Source organism: Allobosea sp. NPDC055353 (assembly GCF_053644975.1).
Window position 1 is genome coordinate 1,127,674 of sequence record NZ_JBSHMC010000002.1, and the last position, 20,449, is coordinate 1,148,122.

Annotated in this window: 24 protein-coding genes; 13 read left to right on the forward strand and 11 right to left on the reverse strand. The window is 66.2% G+C overall.

Translation table 11 applies throughout. The features are described from left to right. Positions 1-72: 72 nt before the first annotated feature. The 4 genes from ACWIEX_RS18750 to ACWIEX_RS18765 are packed head-to-tail and all read right to left on the reverse strand — an operon-like array spanning position 73 to position 3,025. Positions 73-1,521 (reverse strand): aspartate aminotransferase family protein, encoded by a 1,449-nt coding sequence (locus ACWIEX_RS18750; RefSeq protein ID WP_454034481.1) that lies wholly within the window; start codon positions 1,519-1,521, stop codon positions 73-75. Next, positions 1,518-2,522, reverse strand: a complete 1,005-nt coding sequence (locus tag ACWIEX_RS18755) for an NAD-dependent epimerase/dehydratase family protein (RefSeq protein ID WP_454034482.1) — start codon at positions 2,520-2,522, stop codon at positions 1,518-1,520. Before ACWIEX_RS18755 ends, ACWIEX_RS18750 begins: the two co-directional genes overlap by 4 nt. Positions 2,523-2,526: 4 nt before the next feature. Next, positions 2,527-2,649: a hypothetical protein gene (locus ACWIEX_RS18760; RefSeq protein ID WP_282568645.1), complete on the reverse strand. Its 123-nt coding sequence runs from the start codon at positions 2,647-2,649 to the stop codon at positions 2,527-2,529. A gap of 7 nt (positions 2,650-2,656) precedes the next feature. After that, the gene (locus tag ACWIEX_RS18765; RefSeq protein ID WP_454034483.1) at positions 2,657-3,025 is read right to left on the reverse strand and encodes a DMT family transporter; all 369 of its coding nucleotides are present in this window, start codon (positions 3,023-3,025) and stop codon (positions 2,657-2,659) included. 205 nt (positions 3,026-3,230) lie between these two features. On the opposite strand from ACWIEX_RS18765, the gene ACWIEX_RS18770 reads away from it, so the two are divergent. From ACWIEX_RS18770 to ACWIEX_RS18785, 4 genes are all read left to right on the forward strand, one after another. After that, positions 3,231-3,866: a hypothetical protein gene (locus ACWIEX_RS18770; protein ID WP_454034484.1), complete on the forward strand. Its 636-nt coding sequence runs from the start codon at positions 3,231-3,233 to the stop codon at positions 3,864-3,866. 296 nt (positions 3,867-4,162) lie between these two features. Further along, positions 4,163-5,101 carry an ABC transporter ATP-binding protein gene (locus tag ACWIEX_RS18775; protein ID WP_454034485.1) on the forward strand — a complete coding sequence of 313 codons (939 nt, stop codon included), beginning with the start codon at positions 4,163-4,165 and terminating at the stop codon, positions 5,099-5,101. After that, on the forward strand, positions 5,101-5,871 hold the full coding sequence (locus ACWIEX_RS18780; protein WP_454034486.1) for an ABC transporter permease: 771 nt from the start codon (positions 5,101-5,103) through the stop codon (positions 5,869-5,871). The genes ACWIEX_RS18775 and ACWIEX_RS18780 overlap by 1 nt, the downstream gene beginning before the upstream one ends. Before the next feature lie 214 nt (positions 5,872-6,085). Next, positions 6,086-7,708, forward strand: a complete 1,623-nt coding sequence (locus tag ACWIEX_RS18785) for a peptide chain release factor 3 (protein ID WP_454034487.1) — start codon at positions 6,086-6,088, stop codon at positions 7,706-7,708. A gap of 118 nt (positions 7,709-7,826) precedes the next feature. Here ACWIEX_RS18785 and ACWIEX_RS18790 read toward each other — a convergent pair whose 3' ends face one another. Continuing rightward, positions 7,827-8,303 carry an Lrp/AsnC family transcriptional regulator gene (locus ACWIEX_RS18790; RefSeq protein ID WP_454034488.1) on the reverse strand — a complete coding sequence of 159 codons (477 nt, stop codon included), beginning with the start codon at positions 8,301-8,303 and terminating at the stop codon, positions 7,827-7,829. A 177-nt stretch (positions 8,304-8,480) separates the two neighbouring features. On the opposite strand from ACWIEX_RS18790, the gene ACWIEX_RS18795 reads away from it, so the two are divergent. The 3 genes from ACWIEX_RS18795 to ACWIEX_RS18805 all read left to right on the forward strand — a co-directional run bounded on the left by ACWIEX_RS18795 (position 8,481) and on the right by ACWIEX_RS18805 (position 10,308). Next, positions 8,481-9,002, forward strand: a complete 522-nt coding sequence (locus ACWIEX_RS18795; protein WP_454034489.1) for a cysteine dioxygenase — start codon at positions 8,481-8,483, stop codon at positions 9,000-9,002. A gap of 77 nt (positions 9,003-9,079) precedes the next feature. After that, complete coding sequence (locus ACWIEX_RS18800; RefSeq protein WP_454034490.1) at positions 9,080-9,670, forward strand: glycoside hydrolase family 19 protein; 591 nt, start codon at positions 9,080-9,082, stop codon at positions 9,668-9,670. A 128-nt stretch (positions 9,671-9,798) separates the two neighbouring features. Then, complete coding sequence (locus ACWIEX_RS18805) at positions 9,799-10,308, forward strand: TspO/MBR family protein (protein ID WP_454034491.1); 510 nt, start codon at positions 9,799-9,801, stop codon at positions 10,306-10,308. A 9-nt stretch (positions 10,309-10,317) separates the two neighbouring features. Here ACWIEX_RS18805 and ACWIEX_RS18810 read toward each other — a convergent pair whose 3' ends face one another. The 3 genes from ACWIEX_RS18810 to ACWIEX_RS18820 all read right to left on the reverse strand — a co-directional run bounded on the left by ACWIEX_RS18810 (position 10,318) and on the right by ACWIEX_RS18820 (position 12,183). After that, on the reverse strand, positions 10,318-10,692 hold the full coding sequence (locus ACWIEX_RS18810; protein WP_061970590.1) for a response regulator: 375 nt from the start codon (positions 10,690-10,692) through the stop codon (positions 10,318-10,320). Positions 10,693-10,701: 9 nt separating this feature from the next. Further along, positions 10,702-11,259, reverse strand: coding sequence for a hypoxanthine phosphoribosyltransferase (hpt, locus tag ACWIEX_RS18815; RefSeq protein ID WP_454034492.1), 558 nt, complete (start codon positions 11,257-11,259; stop codon positions 10,702-10,704). A 135-nt stretch (positions 11,260-11,394) separates the two neighbouring features. Then, entirely contained in the window at positions 11,395-12,183 is a 789-nt protein-coding gene (locus ACWIEX_RS18820; RefSeq protein WP_454034493.1) for a zinc-ribbon domain-containing protein, read from the reverse strand. 233 nt (positions 12,184-12,416) lie between these two features. On the opposite strand from ACWIEX_RS18820, the gene ftsE reads away from it, so the two are divergent. The 5 genes from ftsE (at position 12,417) to ACWIEX_RS18845 (ending at position 16,225) form a co-directional block, all read left to right on the forward strand. Further along, complete coding sequence (gene ftsE, locus ACWIEX_RS18825; protein ID WP_454034813.1) at positions 12,417-13,040, forward strand: cell division ATP-binding protein FtsE; 624 nt, start codon at positions 12,417-12,419, stop codon at positions 13,038-13,040. Beyond that, a complete protein-coding gene (locus ACWIEX_RS18830) occupies positions 13,027-13,989 on the forward strand; it encodes a cell division protein FtsX (RefSeq protein WP_454034494.1) in 963 nt (320 codons plus the stop codon). The genes ftsE and ACWIEX_RS18830 overlap by 14 nt, the downstream gene beginning before the upstream one ends. A gap of 175 nt (positions 13,990-14,164) precedes the next feature. After that, a complete protein-coding gene (locus ACWIEX_RS18835) occupies positions 14,165-14,902 on the forward strand; it encodes a YdcF family protein (protein ID WP_454034495.1) in 738 nt (245 codons plus the stop codon). Positions 14,903-14,958: 56 nt separating this feature from the next. Next, complete coding sequence (locus ACWIEX_RS18840) at positions 14,959-15,720, forward strand: lysophospholipid acyltransferase family protein (RefSeq protein ID WP_454034496.1); 762 nt, start codon at positions 14,959-14,961, stop codon at positions 15,718-15,720. A 106-nt stretch (positions 15,721-15,826) separates the two neighbouring features. Further along, positions 15,827-16,225: a hypothetical protein gene (locus ACWIEX_RS18845; protein WP_454034497.1), complete on the forward strand. Its 399-nt coding sequence runs from the start codon at positions 15,827-15,829 to the stop codon at positions 16,223-16,225. A gap of 136 nt (positions 16,226-16,361) precedes the next feature. On the opposite strand, the gene ACWIEX_RS18850 is transcribed toward ACWIEX_RS18845, so the two are convergent. Then, positions 16,362-16,931: a gamma-glutamylcyclotransferase gene (locus ACWIEX_RS18850; RefSeq protein ID WP_454034498.1), complete on the reverse strand. Its 570-nt coding sequence runs from the start codon at positions 16,929-16,931 to the stop codon at positions 16,362-16,364. A 168-nt stretch (positions 16,932-17,099) separates the two neighbouring features. Between ACWIEX_RS18850 and ACWIEX_RS18855 the strand changes: the two genes are divergently transcribed. Further along, complete coding sequence (locus ACWIEX_RS18855; RefSeq protein ID WP_454034499.1) at positions 17,100-18,140, forward strand: DUF2125 domain-containing protein; 1,041 nt, start codon at positions 17,100-17,102, stop codon at positions 18,138-18,140. A 53-nt stretch (positions 18,141-18,193) separates the two neighbouring features. Here ACWIEX_RS18855 and rpoH read toward each other — a convergent pair whose 3' ends face one another. After that, entirely contained in the window at positions 18,194-19,090 is an 897-nt protein-coding gene (gene rpoH / locus ACWIEX_RS18860) for an RNA polymerase sigma factor RpoH (RefSeq protein WP_061970578.1), read from the reverse strand. Positions 19,091-19,308: 218 nt separating this feature from the next. After that, positions 19,309-20,337 (reverse strand): RluA family pseudouridine synthase, encoded by a 1,029-nt coding sequence (locus ACWIEX_RS18865; RefSeq protein WP_454034500.1) that lies wholly within the window; start codon positions 20,335-20,337, stop codon positions 19,309-19,311. Between the last annotated feature and the right edge of the window lie 112 nt (positions 20,338-20,449).

The following is a 20,449-nucleotide window of genomic DNA, read 5'->3' on the forward strand; positions in this document are numbered from 1 at the left end:
CTGTTTCGAGACCCCTGACTCAAAAAGGCCGGCTTACGCCGGCCTCTTTTTTGTTGCTGGTGAGCGAACCGATCAGCCCTTGCCGACCGCGACCTTGCGCAGGTAGCCGGTGACGATGCCGGTGACGCCGCCCGACAGGACAGCCTCGAAGGCCGCGAGAAACTCGTCGCACTGCTCGCGCGTGACGATCAATGGCGGCTCCAGCCGGATGACGTTGCGGTTGTACTCGGTGAAGGCGACGAGCACGTCGTGCTCCTTCAGCAGGAGCGCGCCGACGAAGCCGCAGAGCGAGCCCTTCAGCTTGTCGTCGAGCAGCGCGACCATGTGCTTCAGCCCGAAGGGCATGGTCTCGCTGATGTCCTGGAACTCGATGCCGATCATCAGGCCGCGCCCGCGGATTTCCTTGAGTAGGCTCGGATACTTGGCGCGCAGGCCGTTCAGCTTCTCGATCAGGTAGTCGCCCTGGCGCTGGGCATTGCCCATCAGGTCCTCGTCATAGAGGACGTTGAGGGCCTCGATCGACGAGACGCAGGCCTCGCCCATGCCCCCGAAGGTCGCCTGCGCATGGATCAGCGCGCTCTTCGGCTTGCCATAGGCCTTCATGTAGATCTCGCGCCGCGCGATCATCGCGCCCATCGCTGCCTTGGAGCCACCGAGCGCCTTGGCGAGCGCCGTCACGTCCGGCACCACGCCGTCGCGCTCGAAGGCGAAGAACTGGCCGGTGCGGCCGAGACCGCACTGCACCTCGTCGGCGACCCAGAGCACGCCATGCTTGTCGCAAGTAGCCCGCAATTCGCGCCAGAAGCCCGCCGGCGCCTCGACGATGCCGCCGCCGCCCTGGATCGTCTCCATCACGACGATGCCGATCGACGGGTCGCTCTCCAGCGCCTGCCTGACGGCATTGATGTCGCCGAACGGCACCTTGACCCGGTTCTCGACCAGCTTGAACTGCGACTGGTAGAGCGTCGAATCCGTAACCGAGAGCACGCCCTTGGTCTTGCCGTGGAACGAGTTCGCGGCGTGCAGGATCTTGGACTTCTCCGGCCCCTGCGCCTGCTCGGCAACCTTCAGCGCCGCCTCCATCGCCTCCGAGCCGGTCGAGCCGAGGAAGACCATGTCGAGATCGCCCGGCGCGATGGTGGCGAGGTTCTTCGCCAGCGCGGAGGCATATTGCGACATGAAGGCCATGCAGATCTCATGGCGGTTCTCGTCCTGGAACTTCTGCCGGGCCGCGACGATGCGCGGATGGTTATGGCCGAAGGCGACCGAGCAGAAGCCGCCGAAGAAATCGAGGATCTTGCGGCCGTCCCTGGTGATGTAATGCATGCCCTCGGCGCGATCGACGAGGATCTTGTCGAAGCCGAGCAGCTTCAGGAAGTGAAGCTGGCCGGGGTTGATATGGTTGGCGAAGAGCTCCTTCACCTGTGCGGCGTCGAGCTGCTTGGCGGCTTCCACGCTGATCAGCTGCGGCCGGGCGGCGGTCATGGGGGCATCCTCAGGCTTGAAGGCGGGCATGCTCATGCGGCGAGGCTCCTCTCAGCCTGTTTCGGGCCATCCTTGGCCTTGCGGTATTCGGTATAGGCGGCGAGCAGCATGTCCTCGTCGCGATGTTGCGGCGCCCAGCCGAGCTCGCGCTTGGCCTTGGAGGTGTCGAGGATGCAGATCTCGTCGGCGATCTTGTACTGCTCGGGGTCCATGATCGGCAGGTTGATCGCGTCGAGCGTGTCGAGCGTCAGCTTGACCAGCGAGGCCGGCGTCGGCAGCAGGATCGATTTCGAGCCGGCATGCTTGATCAGGTCGCCGAGCAGCTTCTTCACCGGCGGCGGATCGTCGGAGCCGAGGTTGTAGGCCTCGTTCGGGAAGCCCGCCTTCCAGGCCGCGACGCAGGCGCTGGCGCAGTCGAAGACCGAGATGAACTGGTAGGGGTTCTTGCCCGAACCGATCATCGGCACCGGCAGGTTCATGTCGATCAGCTTGAACAGCTTGACGAGAATGCCGAGCCGGCCCGGCCCGATGATCAGGCGCGGCCGGAAGATCGGGATGCGGAAGCCCTTGGCACGGTATTCGTCGGCGAGGCGTTCGGTCGCGAGCTTGCTTTCACCGTATTCGCCGAGCGGATGGGCCGGATGCGTCTCGTCCTGCGGCACGCTCACCGAATGGCCGTAGATCATGTCGGTGGTGAAATGGACGAGCCGGTTGGCGCCGTTCTTCTCCATCCACGACAGGATGTTCTGCGTGCCGTGATAATTCACCGGCCAGAAGAAGTCGTGCCGTTCGGCCCGCGTCACGATCGGCGAGAGCATCTTGGCCGAGAGATTGTAGACGAGGTCATCCGGCGAAAGCGGGATTGAGTCCACGCTCTCAGGCCGCGTCACGTCGATCTTCAGAAACGGCACCGTGGCGTAATGCGCATGGCCGCTCTGGTGGATGTCCGCGACCAGAACCTCCTCGCCCATGGCGGAGAGGTCCGCCGCCAGATGCGAGCCGACGAAGCCGTCGCCGCCGATGATGATGTGCTTCATCGGTTCAGCCTCGGCGGTCGACAGGCAGGCGCGGGCGATTGCGCACCGGTACCGGGATCGGCTGCGGGACGGCCGGCGGCTCGAACAGCGCGCCGAGGCGCAGGAACAGGCGTACGATCAGGTCCATGTTTCCCTCAGCTTTGTGCAATGAAGATGGTGCCCAGCACGATGAAGCCGATGCCGGCGATACGCATCGCGCTCAGATCCTCGTGGAAAACGAAATAGGCGTAAGCCGCGACCACGACATAGGCGAGGCTCAGGAACGGGTAGGCGTAGCTGATCTGCACCTTCGACAGCACGACCAGATGCGAGGCCATGCTGATGACGAAGGTGCACAGGCCCGCGAAGACGAACGGATTGAAGACGATGCGGAAGACCGTCGCGATCAGCCCGTCGCCGGCGACGTTCAGCGAGCCGACCCCGGTCATGCCGCGCTTCAGCATCAATTGTGCGGCGGCATTGGTCAGCACCGTGAACAGGATCAGGGGAAGATAGGCGTTCATGATGGCGCTTGCCGGCTCCGCATGGCTTTGTCGCCACCGGAATGCGGCCGAAAACACTTCAAATACCTTAGGGGCAGGGATCGACTTGATCGTAGCGTTAAGCAGACCCTGACGCGATCGAAGAAAATCGCAGGCGATCCTTCCTGCCAGCAATGGACCGGCGGTGGGCTAGGCTCGCACGCGGTCCTCTCAGCGGATGCCGATCATGCCCCTTCCCAATCGCGTCAGGCCCGATGGCACGCTCTTCGCCGACCCGGCCCGCGGCACCTTCTACGGCAACCGCGGCGGGCGCTTCCACGACCCGACGGCGCAGGAGGTGCCCAGCCGCATCCAGGCGACACGCCAGTGGCTCTGCTGCGTCCTCTCGTTCAAGGGGCGCAAGCGCAAGGTCTGGGGTCGTGGCTACACCGAACTGTTCTTCTGCGACGAGGTGACGGCACTCGCGGCCGGGCACCGCCCCTGCATGGAATGCCGCCGCCAGGACGCGCTCGCCTATCGCGAGGCGCTGGTGCGGGGCCTGGGTCTGCCCGAGACGCCGCTCTTTCCCGCAATCGACCGCATCCTCGACGCCGACCGCCGCGACGGCCGAACGAAACGCACGCACCGGTTATTGGCCGAACAACTGCCTGATGGCGCGATGCTGCGCTCCGACGACGGAGCGTCGTTCCTGGCGCTGCGCGGGACCTCCGCCCTGCTCTGGTCGCCCGGTGGCTATGTCGGCCCGCGCGAGCGCCCGCGCGGCCTCGTGACCGTGCTCACCCCGCCCGCGACGCTCGCGGCCTTGGAGCACGGCTACCGCCCGCAATGGCATCCGAGCGCGGAGGCTTTTGGCGCAACCTGATGCGCGGGCACAGGAACTTTTCCCCATCGGCGAGCGTTGCCGCAGCATCTTCAATCCTATTTGGGGGCTGACAATGCGTTCCATCGTCCTGTGGCTTGTGGGCGTTCCGATCCCGATCATCATTCTGTTGTGGTTCTTCATGAAGTAGCGTCCGGTTGCGTCGCGTGGAGAAGGCCGGGCCGCGCGCCCGGCCTTTTCGTTTGGGTACGCTTCCCGCCATGAACTGACAGGCGATCATGCTTTCCCCGCATGACCCTGCCATCGTAACCACGCAACGGCTCCCCTATATGCCGCCCATGTCAGACACGTCCTCGCCGATCATCTCGGTCTCCGGCCTCTCCAAAACCTACGATTCCGGCTTCAGCGCGCTGAAATCGGTCGATCTCGCGATCAGGCGCGGCGAGATCTTCGCCTTGCTCGGCCCCAACGGCGCCGGCAAGACGACGCTGATCAGCATCGTCTGCGGCCTGGTCCGCCCGAGCACCGGCACGGTCACGGCCGATGGCCACGACATCCTCACCGACTACCGCGCCGCCCGTTCGGCCATCGGTCTGGTGCCGCAGGAACTAACGACGGACGCTTTCGAGACGGTGTGGTCGACGGTGAATTTCAGCCGCGGCCTCTTCGGCAAGCCGCGCGATCCCGCCCTGATCGAGCGCATCCTCAAGGACCTCTCGCTCTGGGAGAAGAAGGACAGCCAGATCCGCATGCTCTCGGGCGGCATGAAGCGCCGCGTCATGATCGCCAAGGCGCTCTCGCACGAGCCGCGCATCCTGTTCCTCGACGAGCCGACCGCCGGCGTCGATGTCGAGCTCCGGCAGGACATGTGGCGAATGGTGCGGCGGCTGCGCGATGAGGGCGTCACCATCATCCTGACCACGCATTACATCGAGGAAGCCGAGGAGATGGCCGACCGCGTCGGCGTCATCTCCAAGGGCGAGATCATCCTGGTCGAGGAGAAGGCCGAGCTGATGCGCAAGCTCGGCAAGAAGCAGCTTTCGCTCCAGCTCCAGCAGCCGATCGCGGCCGTGCCGGAGGCGCTGGCGAGCTTCGACCTCAAGCTCTCGGCCGCGGGCGACGAGATCGTCTACATCTACGACACGCAAGGAGAGCGCACCGGCATCACCACCTTGCTGCAAGGTCTGGCCGAGGCCGGCATCCGCTTCCGCGACCTCAGCACCAGCCAGAGCTCGCTCGAGGACATCTTCGTGAGCCTGGTCAAGGAGCGCCGCTGATGACCGGTCTCAACCTGCACGCGATCGCCGCGATCTACCGCTTCGAGATGAACCGGACCTGGCGCACGCCGCTCCAGAGCATCGTCTCGCCGGTGCTCTCGACTTCCCTCTATTTCATCGTCTTCGGCGGCGCGATCGGCTCACGCATGCAGTCGGTTGAGGGCGTGCCCTATGGCGCCTTCATCGTGCCCGGCCTGATCATGCTCTCGCTCCTGACGCAGAGCATCGCCAACGCCTCCTTCGCGATCTATTTCCCGAAATTCACCGGCACGATCTACGAACTGCTCTCCGCTCCCGTCGCCTGGTGGGAGGCGGTGATCGCCTATGTCGGCGCGGCCGCGACCAAGTCGATCCTGCTCGGGCTCATCATCCTGCTGACGGCCGCCTTCTTCGTGCCGCTGCGGATCGAGCACCCGGCGATGATGCTGCTCTTCCTTGTGCTGACGGCAACGACCTTCAGCCTGTTCGGCTTCATCATCGGCATCTGGGCCGATGGCTTCGAGAAGCTGCAGGTCATTCCGCTCCTGATCGTGACGCCGCTCGCGTTCCTCGGCGGCTCGTTCTACTCGATCTCGATGCTGCCGCCCTTCTGGCAGACGGTGACGCTGTTCAACCCGGTGGTCTACCTGATCAGCGGCTTCCGCTGGAGCTTCTACGGGCTCGCCGATGTCAGCCTGGGCGTCAGCCTCGGCATGACCCTGCTCTTCCTCGTGGCTTGCATCGCGACCGTCGGCTGGATCTTCAAGACGGGCTACCGGCTGAAGAACTGAACCATCTTGTCATTCCGGGGCGGCCCGCAGGGTCGAACCCGGAACCCACGACCGGGTGCGCCCTCATGGTTCCCGGTCGAGCCGATCAAGCGAAAACCACAGCCACTTGCCCCGTCGTGGGTTCCGGGTTCTTCGCTCGCGCGAAGCCCCGGAATGACAAGCGGAGCAGCGCCGACCAATTGACTTCCGCCCCCCTTCCGTCTTCATGCGCGCCATGACCGATCTTTCGACCCTCGAAGCGTCCGCGGCCTCCGCCGCGCCGCATGCGCGCCGGCGCACCTTCGCCATCATCTCGCACCCGGACGCGGGCAAGACGACGCTGACCGAGAAGCTGCTCTATTTCGGCGGCGCCATTCAGCTCGCCGGCGAAGTGCGCGCCAAGCAGGGCCGCCGCCAGACCTCATCCGACTGGATGAAGATCGAGCGCCAGCGCGGCATCTCGGTCGTGACCTCGGTGATGACCTTCGAATACGGCGACCATGTCTTCAACCTGCTCGACACGCCCGGCCACGAGGACTTCTCGGAAGACACCTACCGGACGCTGACCGCCGTCGACGCCGCCGTCATGGTCATCGACGCCGCCAAGGGCATCGAGGATCGCACCAAGAAGCTGTTCGAGGTCTGCCGGCTCCGCGACATCCCGATCGTCACCTTCATCAACAAGGTTGATCGCGAGACGCGCGATCCCTTCGACCTGATCAACGAGATCGAGACGACGCTGGCGCTCGACGTCGCGCCGATGACCTGGCCGGTCGGCCGCGGCCGCGAGTTCGTCGGCACCTACGACCTCAAGGCCAATACCTTCCGCCGCAACCAGAAGGGCGACGAGCGCGCCGAGGACCAGCAGGTCTCCGGCTGGGACGATCCGCTCTTCGACGAGTTGCTGCCGCATGGCGCCGCCGAGACCTGGCGCGAGGAGGTCTTCCTCGCCGCCGAAGGCTTGAAGCCCTTCGACCTCCAGGCCTTCCGCGAGGGCCATCTCACACCGCTCTATTTCGGCGCGGCCTTGCGCGATTATGGCGTGCGCGACCTGATCGATGCGCTCGGCCGCTATGCCCCGAGCCCGCGGGCGCAAGCGTCCGACAAGCGCCCGATCGAGGCGGACGAGCCTAAGATGACCGGCTTCGTCTTCAAGATCCAGGCGAACATGGACCCGAACCATCGCGACCGCATCGCCTTCATGCGCATCTGCTCGGGCAAGCTGACGCGCGGCATGAAGGCGAAGCTCGTCCGCACCGGCAAGCCGATGCCGCTCAACGCGCCGCAATTCTTCTTCGCCCGCGACCGCTCGATCGCCGAGGAGGCTTTCGCCGGCGACATCGTCGGCCTGCCCAACCACGGCACGCTGCGCATCGGCGACACGCTGACCGAGGGCGAGGATATCGTCTTCAAGGGCGTGCCGAGCTTCGCCCCGGAAATCCTGCGCCGCGTCAAGCTGAAGGACGCGATGAAGGCCAAGAAGCTGCGCGAAGCCCTGCAGCAGATGGCCGAGGAAGGCGTCGTCCAGCTCTTCCTGCCGCATGATGGCGCGCCTGCCATCGTCGGCGTCGTCGGCGCCCTCCAGCTCGACGTGCTCAAGGAGCGCATGGACGCGGAATATTCGCTCCCCGTCGATTTCGAGCCCTGCCAGTTCTCGATCGCGCGCTGGGTCTCCTCGGAGGACAAGGTGGCGCTCGCCAAATTCGTCGGGCTCAAGCCCTCGGCCATGGCCGATGATCTCGACGGCGACCCGGTCTTCATGGCCTCGTCCCAGTTCACGCTGAAATACGATGCCGAGCGTGCGCCCGACATCACCTTCTCGGACGTGAAGGACTACCAGAAGGTCACGAAGGGCTGAGGCCAGGCCGCAGCCGTCATTGCGAGTGCAGCGAAGCAATCCAGGGAGACCGGGCGGACCGCCCAACCCAGTCCCCTGGATTGCTTCGTCGCTTCGCTCCTCGCAATGACGGGACGCGTCACCCCTCTCCCGCGAAACCCAGCGGGATCGCAGTCGTCGACTTCAATTCCTCCATCGCGAACATGGAGGTCACGTCGTTCAGGTCGATGCGCGAGATCAGCTTCTTGTAGAGCGCATCATAGGCCGCGATATCCGAGACGCAGGCCTTGAGCAGGTAATCGATCTCGCCACTCATGCGGTAGAAATCGACGATCTCCGGCAAGTCCTGCACCGCCGCATGAAAGCGCTCCAGCCATTCCATCGAATGCCTGGCCGTTCGGACCGCGATGAAGACGGTGACGCCGGCCTTGAGCTTGTCGCGGTCGAGCAGGGCGACGCGGCGCTTGATGTAGCCGCCCTCCTCCAACTTCTGCACCCGCCGCCAGCAAGGCGAGGACGACAGCCCCACCGCTTCGGCGAGTTCAGCCAGCGGCAGGCTCGCATCCTCCTGCAATCGCGCCAGGATACGCAGGTCGAAAGCATCGAGCTTGGCCATGACACCTCGGAGAATTCGGAATCAACTTCCGTTCGATGAAGTGAAGTCGAGAGAAGTTTCCACATATCATTCCATATAAGGCATCATTTTCCAATCGGGGATAAATATTCTCCATCTCCGCAAACCGCTGCCCCCGCCTGTCCCGTATCATTCCCAAACTGAGCGAAAGGGAATGGCATGCAGGGTTTTCTCAGCGAAGAGCGGCGCGGGGCCGTGTTGCGCAACCTGCGGACCGATGCGGGCACACAGACGCGCGACTACCTGAGCGCCGCCCGCGAGGTGTTGCAGGAGCTCGTCGCCATGCCCGACCTGATCCAGCGCCTGCCGCTGGAGCGCAAGGCCGGCTGCTACAGCCGCAACCTGCTCGCGGGCAACGACGCCGTCAGCATCTGGGCGATCGTCTGGGGCGAAGGCTCGATGACCTCGATCCACGACCACCATTGTTCGTGCTGCTTCGGCGTCGTCTCCGGAACTGTGACCGAAACCTGGTATCGCGCCATCGACACCAACCGCGCCGTCCAGACCGAGGAGCAGGAGCGCCAGCCGGGCTATGTCGCCTGCATGCTGCCCTCGGGCCCGAATATCCACCGCATGCGCAATTTCGGGCCTGGCGAGGCGATCTCGATCCATATCTATGGCTTCGACCACGAGATCCACGCCTCCTCGATCGAGACCGAATACACCGCCGTCAACGGCTGACCTTCTCACGCCGGACAATCTTATCCCCGGCTTCGCGACAGCGGCGATGATGCCCTCCTCATCGGGAGGGCATTTTCATGTCGATGCGTGCCATCGGAACCTGGGTCGGTCTGGACCAGACCGCCGAGCCAGATCTGGCCGTCACCCGCGAGCGCCTGCTGCGCCTCGCGCCTTCCGCGAATGCAACGATCATCGCCGGCCTCGCCGAGCGCTTCGATGAACTGGCCGCTGACCACGCGGTCACGACGCGATTGCGCACCTGCCATTTTCTGGCGCAGGCGGCCCATGAGACCGACGGCTTCCGCACACTCGAGGAATATGGCGGCCCCGCCTATTTCATCCGCTACGAAGGCCGGCGCGACCTCGGCAACACACAGGCCGGCGACGGCATCCGCTACCATGGCCGTGGCATCTTCCAGCTCACCGGCCGGGCGAATTACCGCCGCCTCAGTCAACTCCTCGGCATCGACCTGGAGGCCGAGCCGGAGCGTGCGAAGGAGCCCGAAACCTCGCTGCGCGTCGCCTTCGCCTACTGGACCGAGCGTGCCATCAACGCAGCCGCCGATGCCGACGATGGCGAGCGCGTGACCAAGCTGATCAATGGCGGCCGCAACGGACTGGCGGAGCGGGGGCGCTACCTCGCGAAAGCGAAGGGGATCTGGCTGTAGGCTTCTTCGACCGCGGCGCGATCCGGGAAAAGTTCCATGAGGAGCGGGAATATCATCCGGAGCGGGCCGCATGCCGAAAGGCCATATATCGCCTTGCGAGCCGTCCGGACGCTCCCCATCATCAAAACATGACGACCTTGCCGCAGACCTCGATCGATCATCGCCCGCCGCTCTGGGCGGCGCTCGCCATCGCAATCCTGCCGGTCGTGGCCGCCTCGATCGCTGGCAGCGCGGCGACCGTGCCGCAGATTCCGATCTGGTATGCCGGGCTCGCCAAGCCGCCTTTCAATCCACCGAACTGGATCTTCGCGCCGGTCTGGACGGCGCTCTACGCGCTGATGGCGCTGGCGGTCTTCCGCATCCTGCGCCTGCCGGTCGGCACGCCCGGGCGCCGCCGCGCGCTGCTGGCCTATCACCTGCAGCTTCTGTTCAATATCGGCTGGTCCTTCGCCTTCTTCGGAGCCAACAGTCCGGTGGCGGGCCTCGCGGTGATCCTGCCGCTGCTGGTCCTGATCCTGGCGACGATCGCAGCCTTCCGGCCGCTGGATAGGCTGGCTTCGAACCTGTTCTGGCCCTATCTGGCCTGGGTCGCTTTCGCGACGCTGCTCAACGCCTCGATCTGGTGGCTCAACCGCTAGGGATTGCGCTCACCCGATCGAGCGCTCGATCACCTTCAGCACGGTCGCGCGCAACTCGGCGATGGTGAACGGCTTGGCCATCACCTCGGCGACGATCGATTCCAGGCTTTTCGCCCGCTCGCGCTGCTCGGCATAGCCAGTCATCAGCATGATCGTCAGGTCCGGAAACTGCTGTTTGGCCGCGAGCGCCAGTGCGATGCCGTCCATCAGGGGCATGCGGATATCGGTCAGGAGCAGGTCGAAACGGCCCTGCTCGGCAACAAGGATATCGAGCGCCTCGGCGCCATCCGACGCCGTCAGGCAACTATGTCCATCGAGGCCAAGGCCGCGCGCGACAAGCATGCGCAGCGGCTCCTCGTCATCGACGACCAGAATACGCGACATGAAGACTCCTCAGATACCCGGGAACCCGGCCTGGTCCTCGGTCTCGACCACACCGACGAAGGGCAGCTGCCGATAGGAATGGGCGACGTCCATGCCGTAGCCGACCACGAAATAGTCCGGGCATTCGAAGCCGACATAATCCGCCTGGATGTTGACCGCCCGCTTATGCGGCTTCTCCAGCAGCACCGCGGTCGACACTTTCGCCGCGCCGCGCGCCGCCAGCAGGTCCTTGGCGAAGGCGAGCGTCCGGCCGGATTCGAGGATGTCGTCGACCAGCAGCACGTCACGGTCGCGCACTTCGCTCTGGACGTCGCGCAGGATCTCGACCTGGCCGGAGGAAACGGTTCCCGAAAGATAGCTCGACAGATGGATGAACTCGACCTGGGGCGAGAGCCCGACGCGATGCATCGCCCGGATCAGGTCGGCAGCGAACATGAAGCTGCCCTTCAGGACGGCGACGACGAGCAGGTCCTTCGGCGCGCTAGCTGCGATGGCCTGGGCCATTTCCTCGTTGCGCCGCGCGATCGCCGCTTCGTCGTAGAGAACCCTGATACGCCGTTCCGGCATGATGACTCCGTTTCGATATCCGGCCGCAACCTGCCTCGCATGACGCCGATGCGCCGAAGGCCTGAAGAGGCGATGATGTGTGGACGCCTCCCGGCTCCTGGGCCGGCTCGGTCGACAGGCTCTCTCCTAGCAGCCTCAGGGCTTGCTGGCGAGATTGGCCGAGGTGAACCGCACCCTGACCGATTGCCCCTGCTCCGGCGGCGAGGCCAGCCGCGCCCGGAAGCGGATGAGTTCGGCCGGCTCCAGATTCGCGCGCGGCGGTTCGGTCGTCCAGGTGTAGAGCGTCGCGCCGCCGGCATCCTTGACCGCAACCTCGATCAGCGGCACCGCCGTCTTGCTCCTGGTGATATTGGTGACATCGCCCTCGACCACGAGAAAGCGGTTCTGCCCGTCCTCGACGAGGCCGCTTTCGATGGCGCTGAGGCTGAGGCCCCGGACATTGACGGGCATCCCGATCGTCTCGAACAGGCCCGCGAGCTGCGGCGCGACCCGGACCGCAGCTTGGCGCTGCCAGACCACGACGCCGAGCAGGGCGAGCCCCGCGAGCGCCGCGGCAGCCGGCAGCCCGGCTCCCCCGCGGCGCAGGAAAGAGCCCGATGTCTTGCGCGGCTTGCCGGAGGGCCTGGCCCGACGCATCGGCGCTACGACCGGCAGCTCCTCCACGGAAGAGGCATGCTCCGAGCCGTCCTCGCCGCCAGCCTCGGCGGCGAGAGCCGTGATTTCGGCATCGATCGCGGCGGCACGCTCCAGCTCCTCGGCGAGCAGAGCCTGGGTCTCGGCCTCGCTGGGAGGCTCCGGGAAGGCACTGGGCTCGACATGCCACGAGGTCCTGCAGCCGGCGCATCGCACCTTGCGCCCTTCCGGCCCCAGTTTGGCCGCGTCGAGTTCATACTGGCTCGCGCAGGATGGGCAGACGATCAGCATGGGTGCGAGCTTGCTCCTTCAAGGGCGCCGCATGACGGCAGCCGTTGCGCGCAATTCAGTTGGCGGGATTCATGGTTAACGCCCCGTGAAGAATCTCTCGGGCACATTGGCCGCATCACGATCTTTCCGCGCGCGACGGCTTGCGGTGTAGGATCGAATGCGGATTCGCAAAAGACAGGTTCAGCGAGGAAGACCGTTTGGTTCGGTTCGAGAATGTCGGCCTGCGTTACGGCATGGGCCCGGAGGTGCTGAAGGACATCAACTTCAGCATCGAGCCGCGCTCGTTCCAGTATCTGACCGGCCCCTCCGGCGCCGGCAAGACGACGCTGATGCGCCTCATCCTGATGGCGTTGAAGCCGACGCGCGGCCTGGTCAACCTGTTCGGCCAGGATGTCTCGCGGCTCGATCCGGACACGCTCACCGCCTTCCGCCGCCGCATGGGCGTGGTCTTCCAGGATTTTCGCCTGCTCGATCACCTGACCGTCTACGAGAACGTCGCGCTGCCGCTGCGCGTCCTCGGCAAGGAGGAGACGAGCTACCGCGCCGAGGTCGTCGAATTGCTGCGCTGGGTCGGCCTCGGCGAGCGCATGCATGCCGTGCCGCCGGTCCTGTCCGGCGGCGAGAAGCAGCGCGCCGCCATCGCGCGCGCCCTGATCAGCCGGCCCGAGCTCCTGCTCGCCGACGAGCCGACCGGCAATGTCGATCCCGGTCTCGGCCGGCGCCTGCTGCGGCTGTTCATGGAACTCCAGTCGCTGGGCACCGCCGTCATCATCGCGACCCACGATCTCAATCTGATGGATATCTACGACGCGCCGCGCCTCGTGCTGGCCGATGGACACCTCCATGTCGACGCCTGAAACCAGCGAGCGGGAGCCCGGACGGCGGCCGCGCGGCCTGCCTGCCAATCTCCGGCGGGACCAGCCGCTCGTCCCGATCGACAATGTCGCCGGCCGCGCGCTGATGGCCGTGATCGCCATCCTCACCTTCCTGGCCGCGCTGAGCGCGGGCGCCGCGGTCCTCGCCGCGCGCGCCTCCGACCAATGGCGCGGCGCCATCTCCAACGAGATGACCATCCAGGTCCGCCCCGACTCGCACCGCAAGATCGACGACGACGTGGCGCGCGCCGTCATGCTGGCGAGCGGGCTGAAGGAGGTCGAAAGCGTCCGCGCCGTGCCGAAGGCCGAATCGGACAAGCTGCTCGAACCCTGGCTCGGCACCGGGCTCGATCTGGTCGAGTTGCCGGTCCCGCGTCTCATCGTGCTGAAACTGAAGACCGACGCCGCCTCCGACCTCGCTGGCTTCGGCGCGGAGCTGCGCCGCGAGGTGCCGACCGCGACGCTGGACGACCACCGGCTCTGGGTCAGGCGCCTCTCCGCCATGGCCGGAACCATCATCGCCACGGGCTTCGCGATCGTCCTCCTCGTCCTGACGGCGGCGGCGCTGGCCGTCGCCTTCGCCACGCGCGGCGCCATGGCCGGCAGCCGCGACAGCGTCGAGGTCCTGCATTTCGTCGGAGCCAATGACGATTTCATCGCGCGGGAATTCCAGAGCCGCTTCATCCGGCTTGGCCTCCGGGGCGGGCTCTTCGGTGGCCTCGCTGCCATCGTCACGATCGGCGTGCTCGGCTTCATCGCCTCGCGCTGGAGCGCCACGCCGGAAGCGGAGCAGCTGCAGGCCCTGTTCGGCGCCTTCGAAATCGGCTGGACCGGCTACGGAGCGGTCATTCTCGTCGCCCTGGTCGTCGCGGTGATCGCCGGGCTGGTCTCGCGCTTCACCGTGCGCCGCCACCTGAGGATGCTGGCATGAGCATCGCTCTCGCCTCACGGCGGCAACCAGGTCTTAACGCATGCGGCAAGACCGGACGCGGGCCTGCCGCTGTTATGCCCGATTGGCGCGCTAGGACGGCGACGTCATGGCCATGATCGGCAGCACAAACGACCATCTCGCGATGGCACCTTCCGATTCCGCGCCCCGGAGGGACATGCCCGCGCGATCGACCTCGCTCCGCCGCGTTCTCGGGTTGATGGCGGCTGCCATCGCCTGCGTCGGCACCCTGCTCTTGGGCATCGGCTATATCCGCTTCGCCGCGATGATCGATGCGCGCGAGCCGGCAAGCACACCGCGCACCGATGCGATCGTCGTCGTCACCGGCGGCGCCCAGCGCATCGGCGATGCCATCGGCCTGCTCGGCGCCGAGCGCGGGGAGCGCCTGCTGATCAGCGGCGTCAACGAGAAGACCGGCCGCGAGGAGCTCGCCAAGCTGAATCCGGCCTCGCGCGACCTGCTCTCCTGCTGCGTCGATCTCGACTATCGCGCCCGCAACACCATCGGCAACGCCATCGAGGCCCGGCGCTGGGTGCGCCGCCACGGCTTCCGCTCGCTGCTCGTGGTGACCTCGAATTATCACATGCCGCGCACCCTCGTCGAATTCGCCCATGCGATGCCGGGCGTCCAGCTCGTTGCCCACCCGGTCGTGACCGAGCATGTCGATACCTCCGGCTGGTGGAACCGCTGGTCGGTCATCAGGATGCTCGCGCCGGAATATGCGAAATACCTCGTCGCGCGCCTGCGCAGCCTCGTCGAAAGCGATCCGGAGACCTCGCGCCTCTCGGTGATCATCGGCGGCCGCAAGCCGGTTTCGCCGAAGCCCGCCGACACGCTCGGCCCCGCCGCCGAGAAGCGCTCGCGCCTCCTGGAGCAGCATCGCCACGAAGGTTGAGGCTGAAACGACAACCGGAGCTTGACCGGAAGCGCGTCTCGGGCTCATTGCGCAGCATGCTCGTCCTGCGCTCGATCGCCTTCAACATCCTGTTCTATGCCAATCTGATCCTCTGGCTGATCTTTGGTGTCCTGCCTGCCCTGCTCCTGCCGAAGCGCGCGATTCTGGCGGTTGCGATCGGCTGGGCCCATTCGGCGCTGTGGCTGATGCGCGTCGTCGCCGGCACGCGCTGCGAGATCACCGGCATCGAGAACGTCCCGCAGGGCGGCCTGATGGTCGGCGCCAAGCACCAGTCCTTCCTGGAGACCTTCGCGCTGGTCACGGTCTTCCGCAATCCGGTCTTCATCCTCAAGCGCGAATTGACCTGGATTCCGGTCTTCGGCTGGGCGCTGATGAAAATGCGGATGATCCCGGTCAACCGCGGCGCCCGGGCCCGCGCCCTGTCCGACGTCACGCGCCGCGCCAAGCTCGAACTCGGCCAGAACGGTCGCCAGCTCCTGATCTTTCCGGAAGGCACCCGCCGGGCGCCCGGTGCCCCGCCGGACTACAAGTTCGGCGTCGCCCATCTCTATGCCGAGCTCGGCGTGCCCTGCGTGCCGGTCGCCCTGAACACCGGTCTCTACTGGCCCCGCCGCAAGTTCCTGCGCCGCCCCGGCACCGTCCGCATCGAGATCCTGCCGCCGATCGAGCCGGGGCTCGACAAGGCGACCTTCCAGCGCACCCTGCAGGAGCGCGTCGAGACGGCGAGCGACCGTCTCCTGGCGCAAGGCCGCGCCGAGCTTGCGGCGCGCGGGATGGACCCGCTCGCCAACTCCTGACATGCCCTGACAGCATCGAGCAGGCCGAAGCGCGGTTTCGCTTCCGGCAGCGCTTGACTTATCCCCGTCGCGTTCCCATTTTGTTCCTATCACAGGAGGAACGGACATGGCCGCTCTCGCCTATCGCTATACCCCCGATCTCTTCGACGAGGCGCCGGCCGCCCGCGAAATGCCCCTGCGCAGCACCGCTGCGCTGAGCGAGCGCCGCTTCACCGCCTGGCGCGGCCGCTCCGGCCGCCGCTATGTCGCCTCGGTCTTCGCCGTCGACGATACGCATGCGCTGGGCTTCACCGATGCGGTCCTGCTCGCCGTTTCCAACGACCGGCGTGTCATCGCCGCCCGCGACTCCGGCCCCTTCGGCATCGAAGCCGCGCTCGGCCGCTGGCAGCGTTCGATCATGGCCGCCGGCGCCTGCGAGATCCATGTCCACCTGCTCGCCGAGGACGGGATGAGCCGCCGTGCCGCCCTGCTCGACCTGATGCCGGAAGCGAGCCCGGAGGGGTGAAGCCACCTGAACCGTCATTGCGAGCGCAGCGAAGCAATCCAAGGAGACTGGGTCGAACGCTTCAACCCAGTCTCCTTGGATTGCTTCGTCGCTTTGCTCCTCGCAATGACGGCAAGAACTTTTTGACAAGCGTTCCTTAACCCGCCAGCGGCGGATGCGGCGCGCCGAGGCCCGGCGCCAATTGCTGGGCCAATCCGGCCAGCACGGGATCGAAGATGCCCATCTTGCGCAGATGCTCATGCGTCTGCAGCACGTAGTCGGGGTTCTCGCCGGACTGGCCCCTGCCCTCGCGAACGAGCTTGAGCAACTGCTCCGGCGGCAGCTTGCCGGCATATTGCAGATGTTTGCGGTCGGCGACGTAGACGATCCCGCGCACTTGACGGCCATCCTCCAGTTTCAGCGCGACATGGCGCTCGAGATAGACCGCCGTCGCCTGCTCGCGCGCCCGCAGATAATCGACGGTCTCCTGCGCCTGCCCGGCCGCGACGCGGAAGGCGAGGCCGCGGCAGACCCCGCCGCGATCGAGCCCCAGCACCAGCCCCGGCCGCTCCGGCGTGCCGCGATGCACATGCGAGAACACGCAGAGCGAGCGATGATAGCCGTGCAGGCGCGCCTGCACGCTTTCTTCGAAAGTGAAGCCCGGCCGCCAGATCAGCGAGCCGTAACCGAAGACCCAGAGATCCGTCGCGCCGAATTCGGTCGTCATCCTCGCCCCATAATTTGGCCGCGCCGGCCTGCTTGCTTGAGCATCAGACCGAAAAGCGGTACCCGCTTTCGAGCAAATCCGGTGCCACCACAACGAGATAGACCGCCCGCGAAAGCAGTTCGGGCGATCTAGCGATCCGCCCGCCTCCGCGCAAGGAATGCCTGCCGCATGACCGATCCCCTTCCGACGCGCCGCCGCAGCCGCTTCTGGCTCTACGGCCCTTTCATGCTGCTCGTCGTCCTCGCCGCAGCCTGGTCCGCCTTCTGGTTTTATGCGCGCGATCGCATCGCGACCGGGATCGACGTCGCGCTGGCGCGCGAGGCCGAGCGCGGCCGCACCTGGACCTGCACCGACCGCAGCATCGGCGGCTTTCCCTTCCGCATCGAGTTGCGCTGCAAGGCACTGACTCTGACCTCGACGCGCTGGGGCGACGCCGTGCGCGTCGAGACTGGCCCAGCCGTTGCAGTCGGCCAGATCTATTCGCCCGGCCTCGCCATCCTCGAAGCATCGAGCCCAGCGAAAGTCACTTTGCCCGAAGGCCGCGTGCTCGACCTGACCTGGAAGGATCTCGATGCCAGCTTCGCCTGGCGCAGTCCGGAGCGCTTTGCGCTCGTTGCAAGCGAACCGCGCGGCGTGCTGACCACACCCGGCCTCGCGACCGAGAGCTGGGGCGCTGCCACGCTCGAAACGCATCTGCGCCGCAACCCGACACGGCCCGCCACCGAGCAGGCGGTGGACATCGCCATCGCGGCCAAGGGCACGATCCTGCCGCCGATCGACGCGCTGCTCGGCAATACCGAGACCGGCGAGATCGACCTGCAGGCGACGCTCACCCAGGCCGAGAGCTTCCGCAAGGGCTTCAACCCCGACGCGCTCGAAAGCTGGCGCGCCGCCAACGGAACCTTCGAACTGACCCGCCTGGTCTCGACCAAGGGCAAGGCCCGCGTCGATGGCAGCGGGCAGTTGATGCTCGATCCGTTGCACCGCGTTGCCGGCGATCTCCAGTTGGCAGCGGCCGGTATCGAGCAGATCGGCGGCCTGCGCGTCGGCAACCTTCTGGGCGGCCTCGGCGGCTTCCTCGGCGGGCGCGGCGGCAACACTGCCACGGCGCCGGGCCTCACCACCCTGCCTCCGGTCTCGCTGCGCGAAGGTCGGGTCTTCATCGGCCCCTTCCGCCTGCCACTCCAGCCGCTACCGCCGCTGTATTGACAAAAAAAGGGGCGCCTCGCGGCGCCCCTTCAAACTCTCGCTAGCGAAACCGGTCAGGCCGCCGGCAGCGCCGCGCGCGGCGCCTCGATGCGGGTGATCGCCTTCTTGACGGCCTCCTGCACCTTCTCGAAGGCGCGAACCTCGATCTGGCGGACGCGCTCGCGCGAGACGCCGAACTCCTCGGAGAGCTGCTCCAGAGTGATCGGGTCCTCGGCCAGGCGGCGCGCCTCGAAGATGCGCCGCTCGCGCGGATTGAGCACCTCAAGCGCCTCGCGCAGCGCCGAGTGGCGGTTATCCGCCTCCTCGGAATCGGCGAGGCGGCGTTCCTGGCTTTCCGAATCGTCGACCAGCCAGTCCTGCCACTCGCCCTCGCCATCCTCGCGCAGCGGCGTGTTCAGCGACGCGTCACCGCCGAGGCGGCGGTTCATGTCGACCACGTCCTGCTCGTTGACGCCGAGCTTGGTCGCGATCTGCTTGACCTGGTCGGGGCGCAGGTCGCCCTCGCCCAGCGCCGAGATCTTGCTCTTGGCCTTGCGCAGATTGAAGAACAGCTTCTTCTGATTGGCGGTGGTGCCCATCTTCACCAGCGACCACGAGCGCAGGATATATTCCTGGATCGAGGCCTTGATCCACCACATCGCATAGGTGGCGAGGCGAAAACCCTTTTCGGGCTCGAAGCGCTTCACCGCCTGCATCAGGCCGACATTGCCTTCCGAGACGACTTCGCCGATCGGCAGGCCGTAGCCGCGATAGCCCATGGCGATCTTGGCCACGAGGCGCAGGTGAGACGTGACGAGCTGGTGCGCCGCATCGCGGTCGCCATGCTCGCGCCAGCGCTTGGCCAGCATGTATTCCTGGCTCGGTTCCAGCATCGGGAACTTGCGGATTTCATCGAGATAACGTGACAGTCCGCCTTCGGCGGACAGGACGGGCAGCGAAGCACTCGCCATGCTCGTTCTCCTCATCGAGGCCCCCGCTTGGCGGCAGGCCCTCCGCGCGATCAACCTTCGCGCAGGCTTCGGATTCGGCAAAGCAATCCAACGCGGGAACCTGTCATCGGTTCGGTCGGAACGCTCGCTTGCGGCGCCCCCTTGGCCATCCGCATCCGAACAGCCCCAGTATATGCGAACTCACTCTGGCGGAAAGGTGGCAAAACCGCCGGATTCGCTCACAGCCTCGCGAGTGCCGCTTGCAGATTCGCAAAATCCTCGGGAGGCTCGGACTCGAACAGCATCTCTTCGCCGCTCGCCGGATGCTCGAATCCGAGGATCGCCGCATGCAAAGCCTGCCGGCCGAGCGTGGCCAGCGCCGCCTGCGCATCCGCCGGCAAGCGGACCGCCTTGGTGGCGAAACCAGAACCGTAGAGCTGGTCGCCCAGCAAGGGATGGCCGATATGGCTCATATGCACGCGAATCTGGTGGGTGCGCCCCGTCTCCAGCCGGCATTCGATCAGGCTCGCCAAGGCTTCCATCTCGTTGAGCCCCTTCAGCAGGGGCGGATAGCGTTCGAGCAGTTCGATATGGGTGATCGCCTCGCGCCCGCGCCCCTCCTTCACCACGGTCATCTTCTCGCGGTTGCGGGTCGAGCGCTCGATCGGCGCGTCGATCGTGCCCTCGCGCAGGCGCGGCACGCCCCAGGCAATGGCGAGATAGGCGCGCTGGAGCGGCCCGGTGCGGCCATGGTCGGCGAACTGCTTGGCGAGCTTGTGATGCGCCCTGTCGTTCTTGGCGACGACGAGCAGGCCGCTGGTGTCCTTGTCGAGCCGGTGCACGATGCCCGGCCGCCTGACCCCGCCGATGCCGGAGAGGCTCTCGCCGCAATGCGCGATCAGCGCATTGACCAGCGTGCCATCCTCATGCCCGCCGGCAGGATGGACGACGAGCCCGGCCGGCTTGTCGATGACGATCAGGTGCTCGTCCTCGTAGACGACGTCGAGCGGGATATCCTGCCCGATCGGATCGGCCGGCTTCGCCGCCGGCATGACCAGGCCGATGGTGTCGCCCTCGACCACCTTGCGGCTGCCATCGCTGAAGACGGCGCCGTTGAGGCTGACGCCGCCCTCCTTGATGACCTGCTGCAGGCGGGCGCGCGAAATCTCGCCGGCGAGCAAGGTGAGGGCCTTGTCCAGCCGCTGGCCGGCCTGCTCGGGGCCGACCGTGAGCGTGACGGCGGCATTGGGATCGGAAACGGATGTCATCGCGCCGCTATAAGGTGCATGGCCGTCGGCCGCACGCCTTTTCCGCAACCTGTGATCCAACCAATGCCGTCATCCCGGACGGAGCGAAGCGAAGATCCGGGATCCATTCCGG

Coding starts and splice junctions, on each gene's coding strand:
- ACWIEX_RS18845 (WP_454034497.1), top strand. CDS start 15,827: ATGGCCGCTCTCGCCTATCGCTATACCCCCGATCTCTTCGACGAGGCG.
- ACWIEX_RS18820 (WP_454034493.1), bottom strand. CDS start 12,183: ATGCTGATCGTCTGCCCATCCTGCGCGAGCCAGTATGAACTCGACGCG.
- ACWIEX_RS18800 (WP_454034490.1), top strand. CDS start 9,080: ATGTCGATGCGTGCCATCGGAACCTGGGTCGGTCTGGACCAGACCGCC.
- ACWIEX_RS18750 (WP_454034481.1), bottom strand. CDS start 1,521: ATGAGCATGCCCGCCTTCAAGCCTGAGGATGCCCCCATGACCGCCGCC.
- hpt (WP_454034492.1), bottom strand. CDS start 11,259: ATGCCGGAACGGCGTATCAGGGTTCTCTACGACGAAGCGGCGATCGCG.
- ACWIEX_RS18780 (WP_454034486.1), top strand. CDS start 5,101: ATGACCGGTCTCAACCTGCACGCGATCGCCGCGATCTACCGCTTCGAG.
- ACWIEX_RS18840 (WP_454034496.1), top strand. CDS start 14,959: ATGCTCGTCCTGCGCTCGATCGCCTTCAACATCCTGTTCTATGCCAAT.
- ACWIEX_RS18855 (WP_454034499.1), top strand. CDS start 17,100: ATGACCGATCCCCTTCCGACGCGCCGCCGCAGCCGCTTCTGGCTCTAC.
- ACWIEX_RS18760 (WP_282568645.1), bottom strand. CDS start 2,649: ATGGACCTGATCGTACGCCTGTTCCTGCGCCTCGGCGCGCTGTTCGAG.
- ACWIEX_RS18835 (WP_454034495.1), top strand. CDS start 14,165: ATGCCCGCGCGATCGACCTCGCTCCGCCGCGTTCTCGGGTTGATGGCG.
- ACWIEX_RS18790 (WP_454034488.1), bottom strand. CDS start 8,303: ATGGCCAAGCTCGATGCTTTCGACCTGCGTATCCTGGCGCGATTGCAG.
- ACWIEX_RS18765 (WP_454034483.1), bottom strand. CDS start 3,025: ATGAACGCCTATCTTCCCCTGATCCTGTTCACGGTGCTGACCAATGCC.
- ACWIEX_RS18785 (WP_454034487.1), top strand. CDS start 6,086: ATGACCGATCTTTCGACCCTCGAAGCGTCCGCGGCCTCCGCCGCGCCG.
- ACWIEX_RS18755 (WP_454034482.1), bottom strand. CDS start 2,522: ATGAAGCACATCATCATCGGCGGCGACGGCTTCGTCGGCTCGCATCTG.
- ACWIEX_RS18795 (WP_454034489.1), top strand. CDS start 8,481: ATGCAGGGTTTTCTCAGCGAAGAGCGGCGCGGGGCCGTGTTGCGCAAC.
- ACWIEX_RS18810 (WP_061970590.1), bottom strand. CDS start 10,692: ATGTCGCGTATTCTGGTCGTCGATGACGAGGAGCCGCTGCGCATGCTT.
- ACWIEX_RS18865 (WP_454034500.1), bottom strand. CDS start 20,337: ATGACATCCGTTTCCGATCCCAATGCCGCCGTCACGCTCACGGTCGGC.
- ACWIEX_RS18775 (WP_454034485.1), top strand. CDS start 4,163: ATGTCAGACACGTCCTCGCCGATCATCTCGGTCTCCGGCCTCTCCAAA.
- ACWIEX_RS18850 (WP_454034498.1), bottom strand. CDS start 16,931: ATGACGACCGAATTCGGCGCGACGGATCTCTGGGTCTTCGGTTACGGC.
- rpoH (WP_061970578.1), bottom strand. CDS start 19,090: ATGGCGAGTGCTTCGCTGCCCGTCCTGTCCGCCGAAGGCGGACTGTCA.
- ACWIEX_RS18770 (WP_454034484.1), top strand. CDS start 3,231: ATGCCCCTTCCCAATCGCGTCAGGCCCGATGGCACGCTCTTCGCCGAC.
- ftsE (WP_454034813.1), top strand. CDS start 12,417: ATGGGCCCGGAGGTGCTGAAGGACATCAACTTCAGCATCGAGCCGCGC.
- ACWIEX_RS18830 (WP_454034494.1), top strand. CDS start 13,027: ATGTCGACGCCTGAAACCAGCGAGCGGGAGCCCGGACGGCGGCCGCGC.
- ACWIEX_RS18805 (WP_454034491.1), top strand. CDS start 9,799: ATGACGACCTTGCCGCAGACCTCGATCGATCATCGCCCGCCGCTCTGG.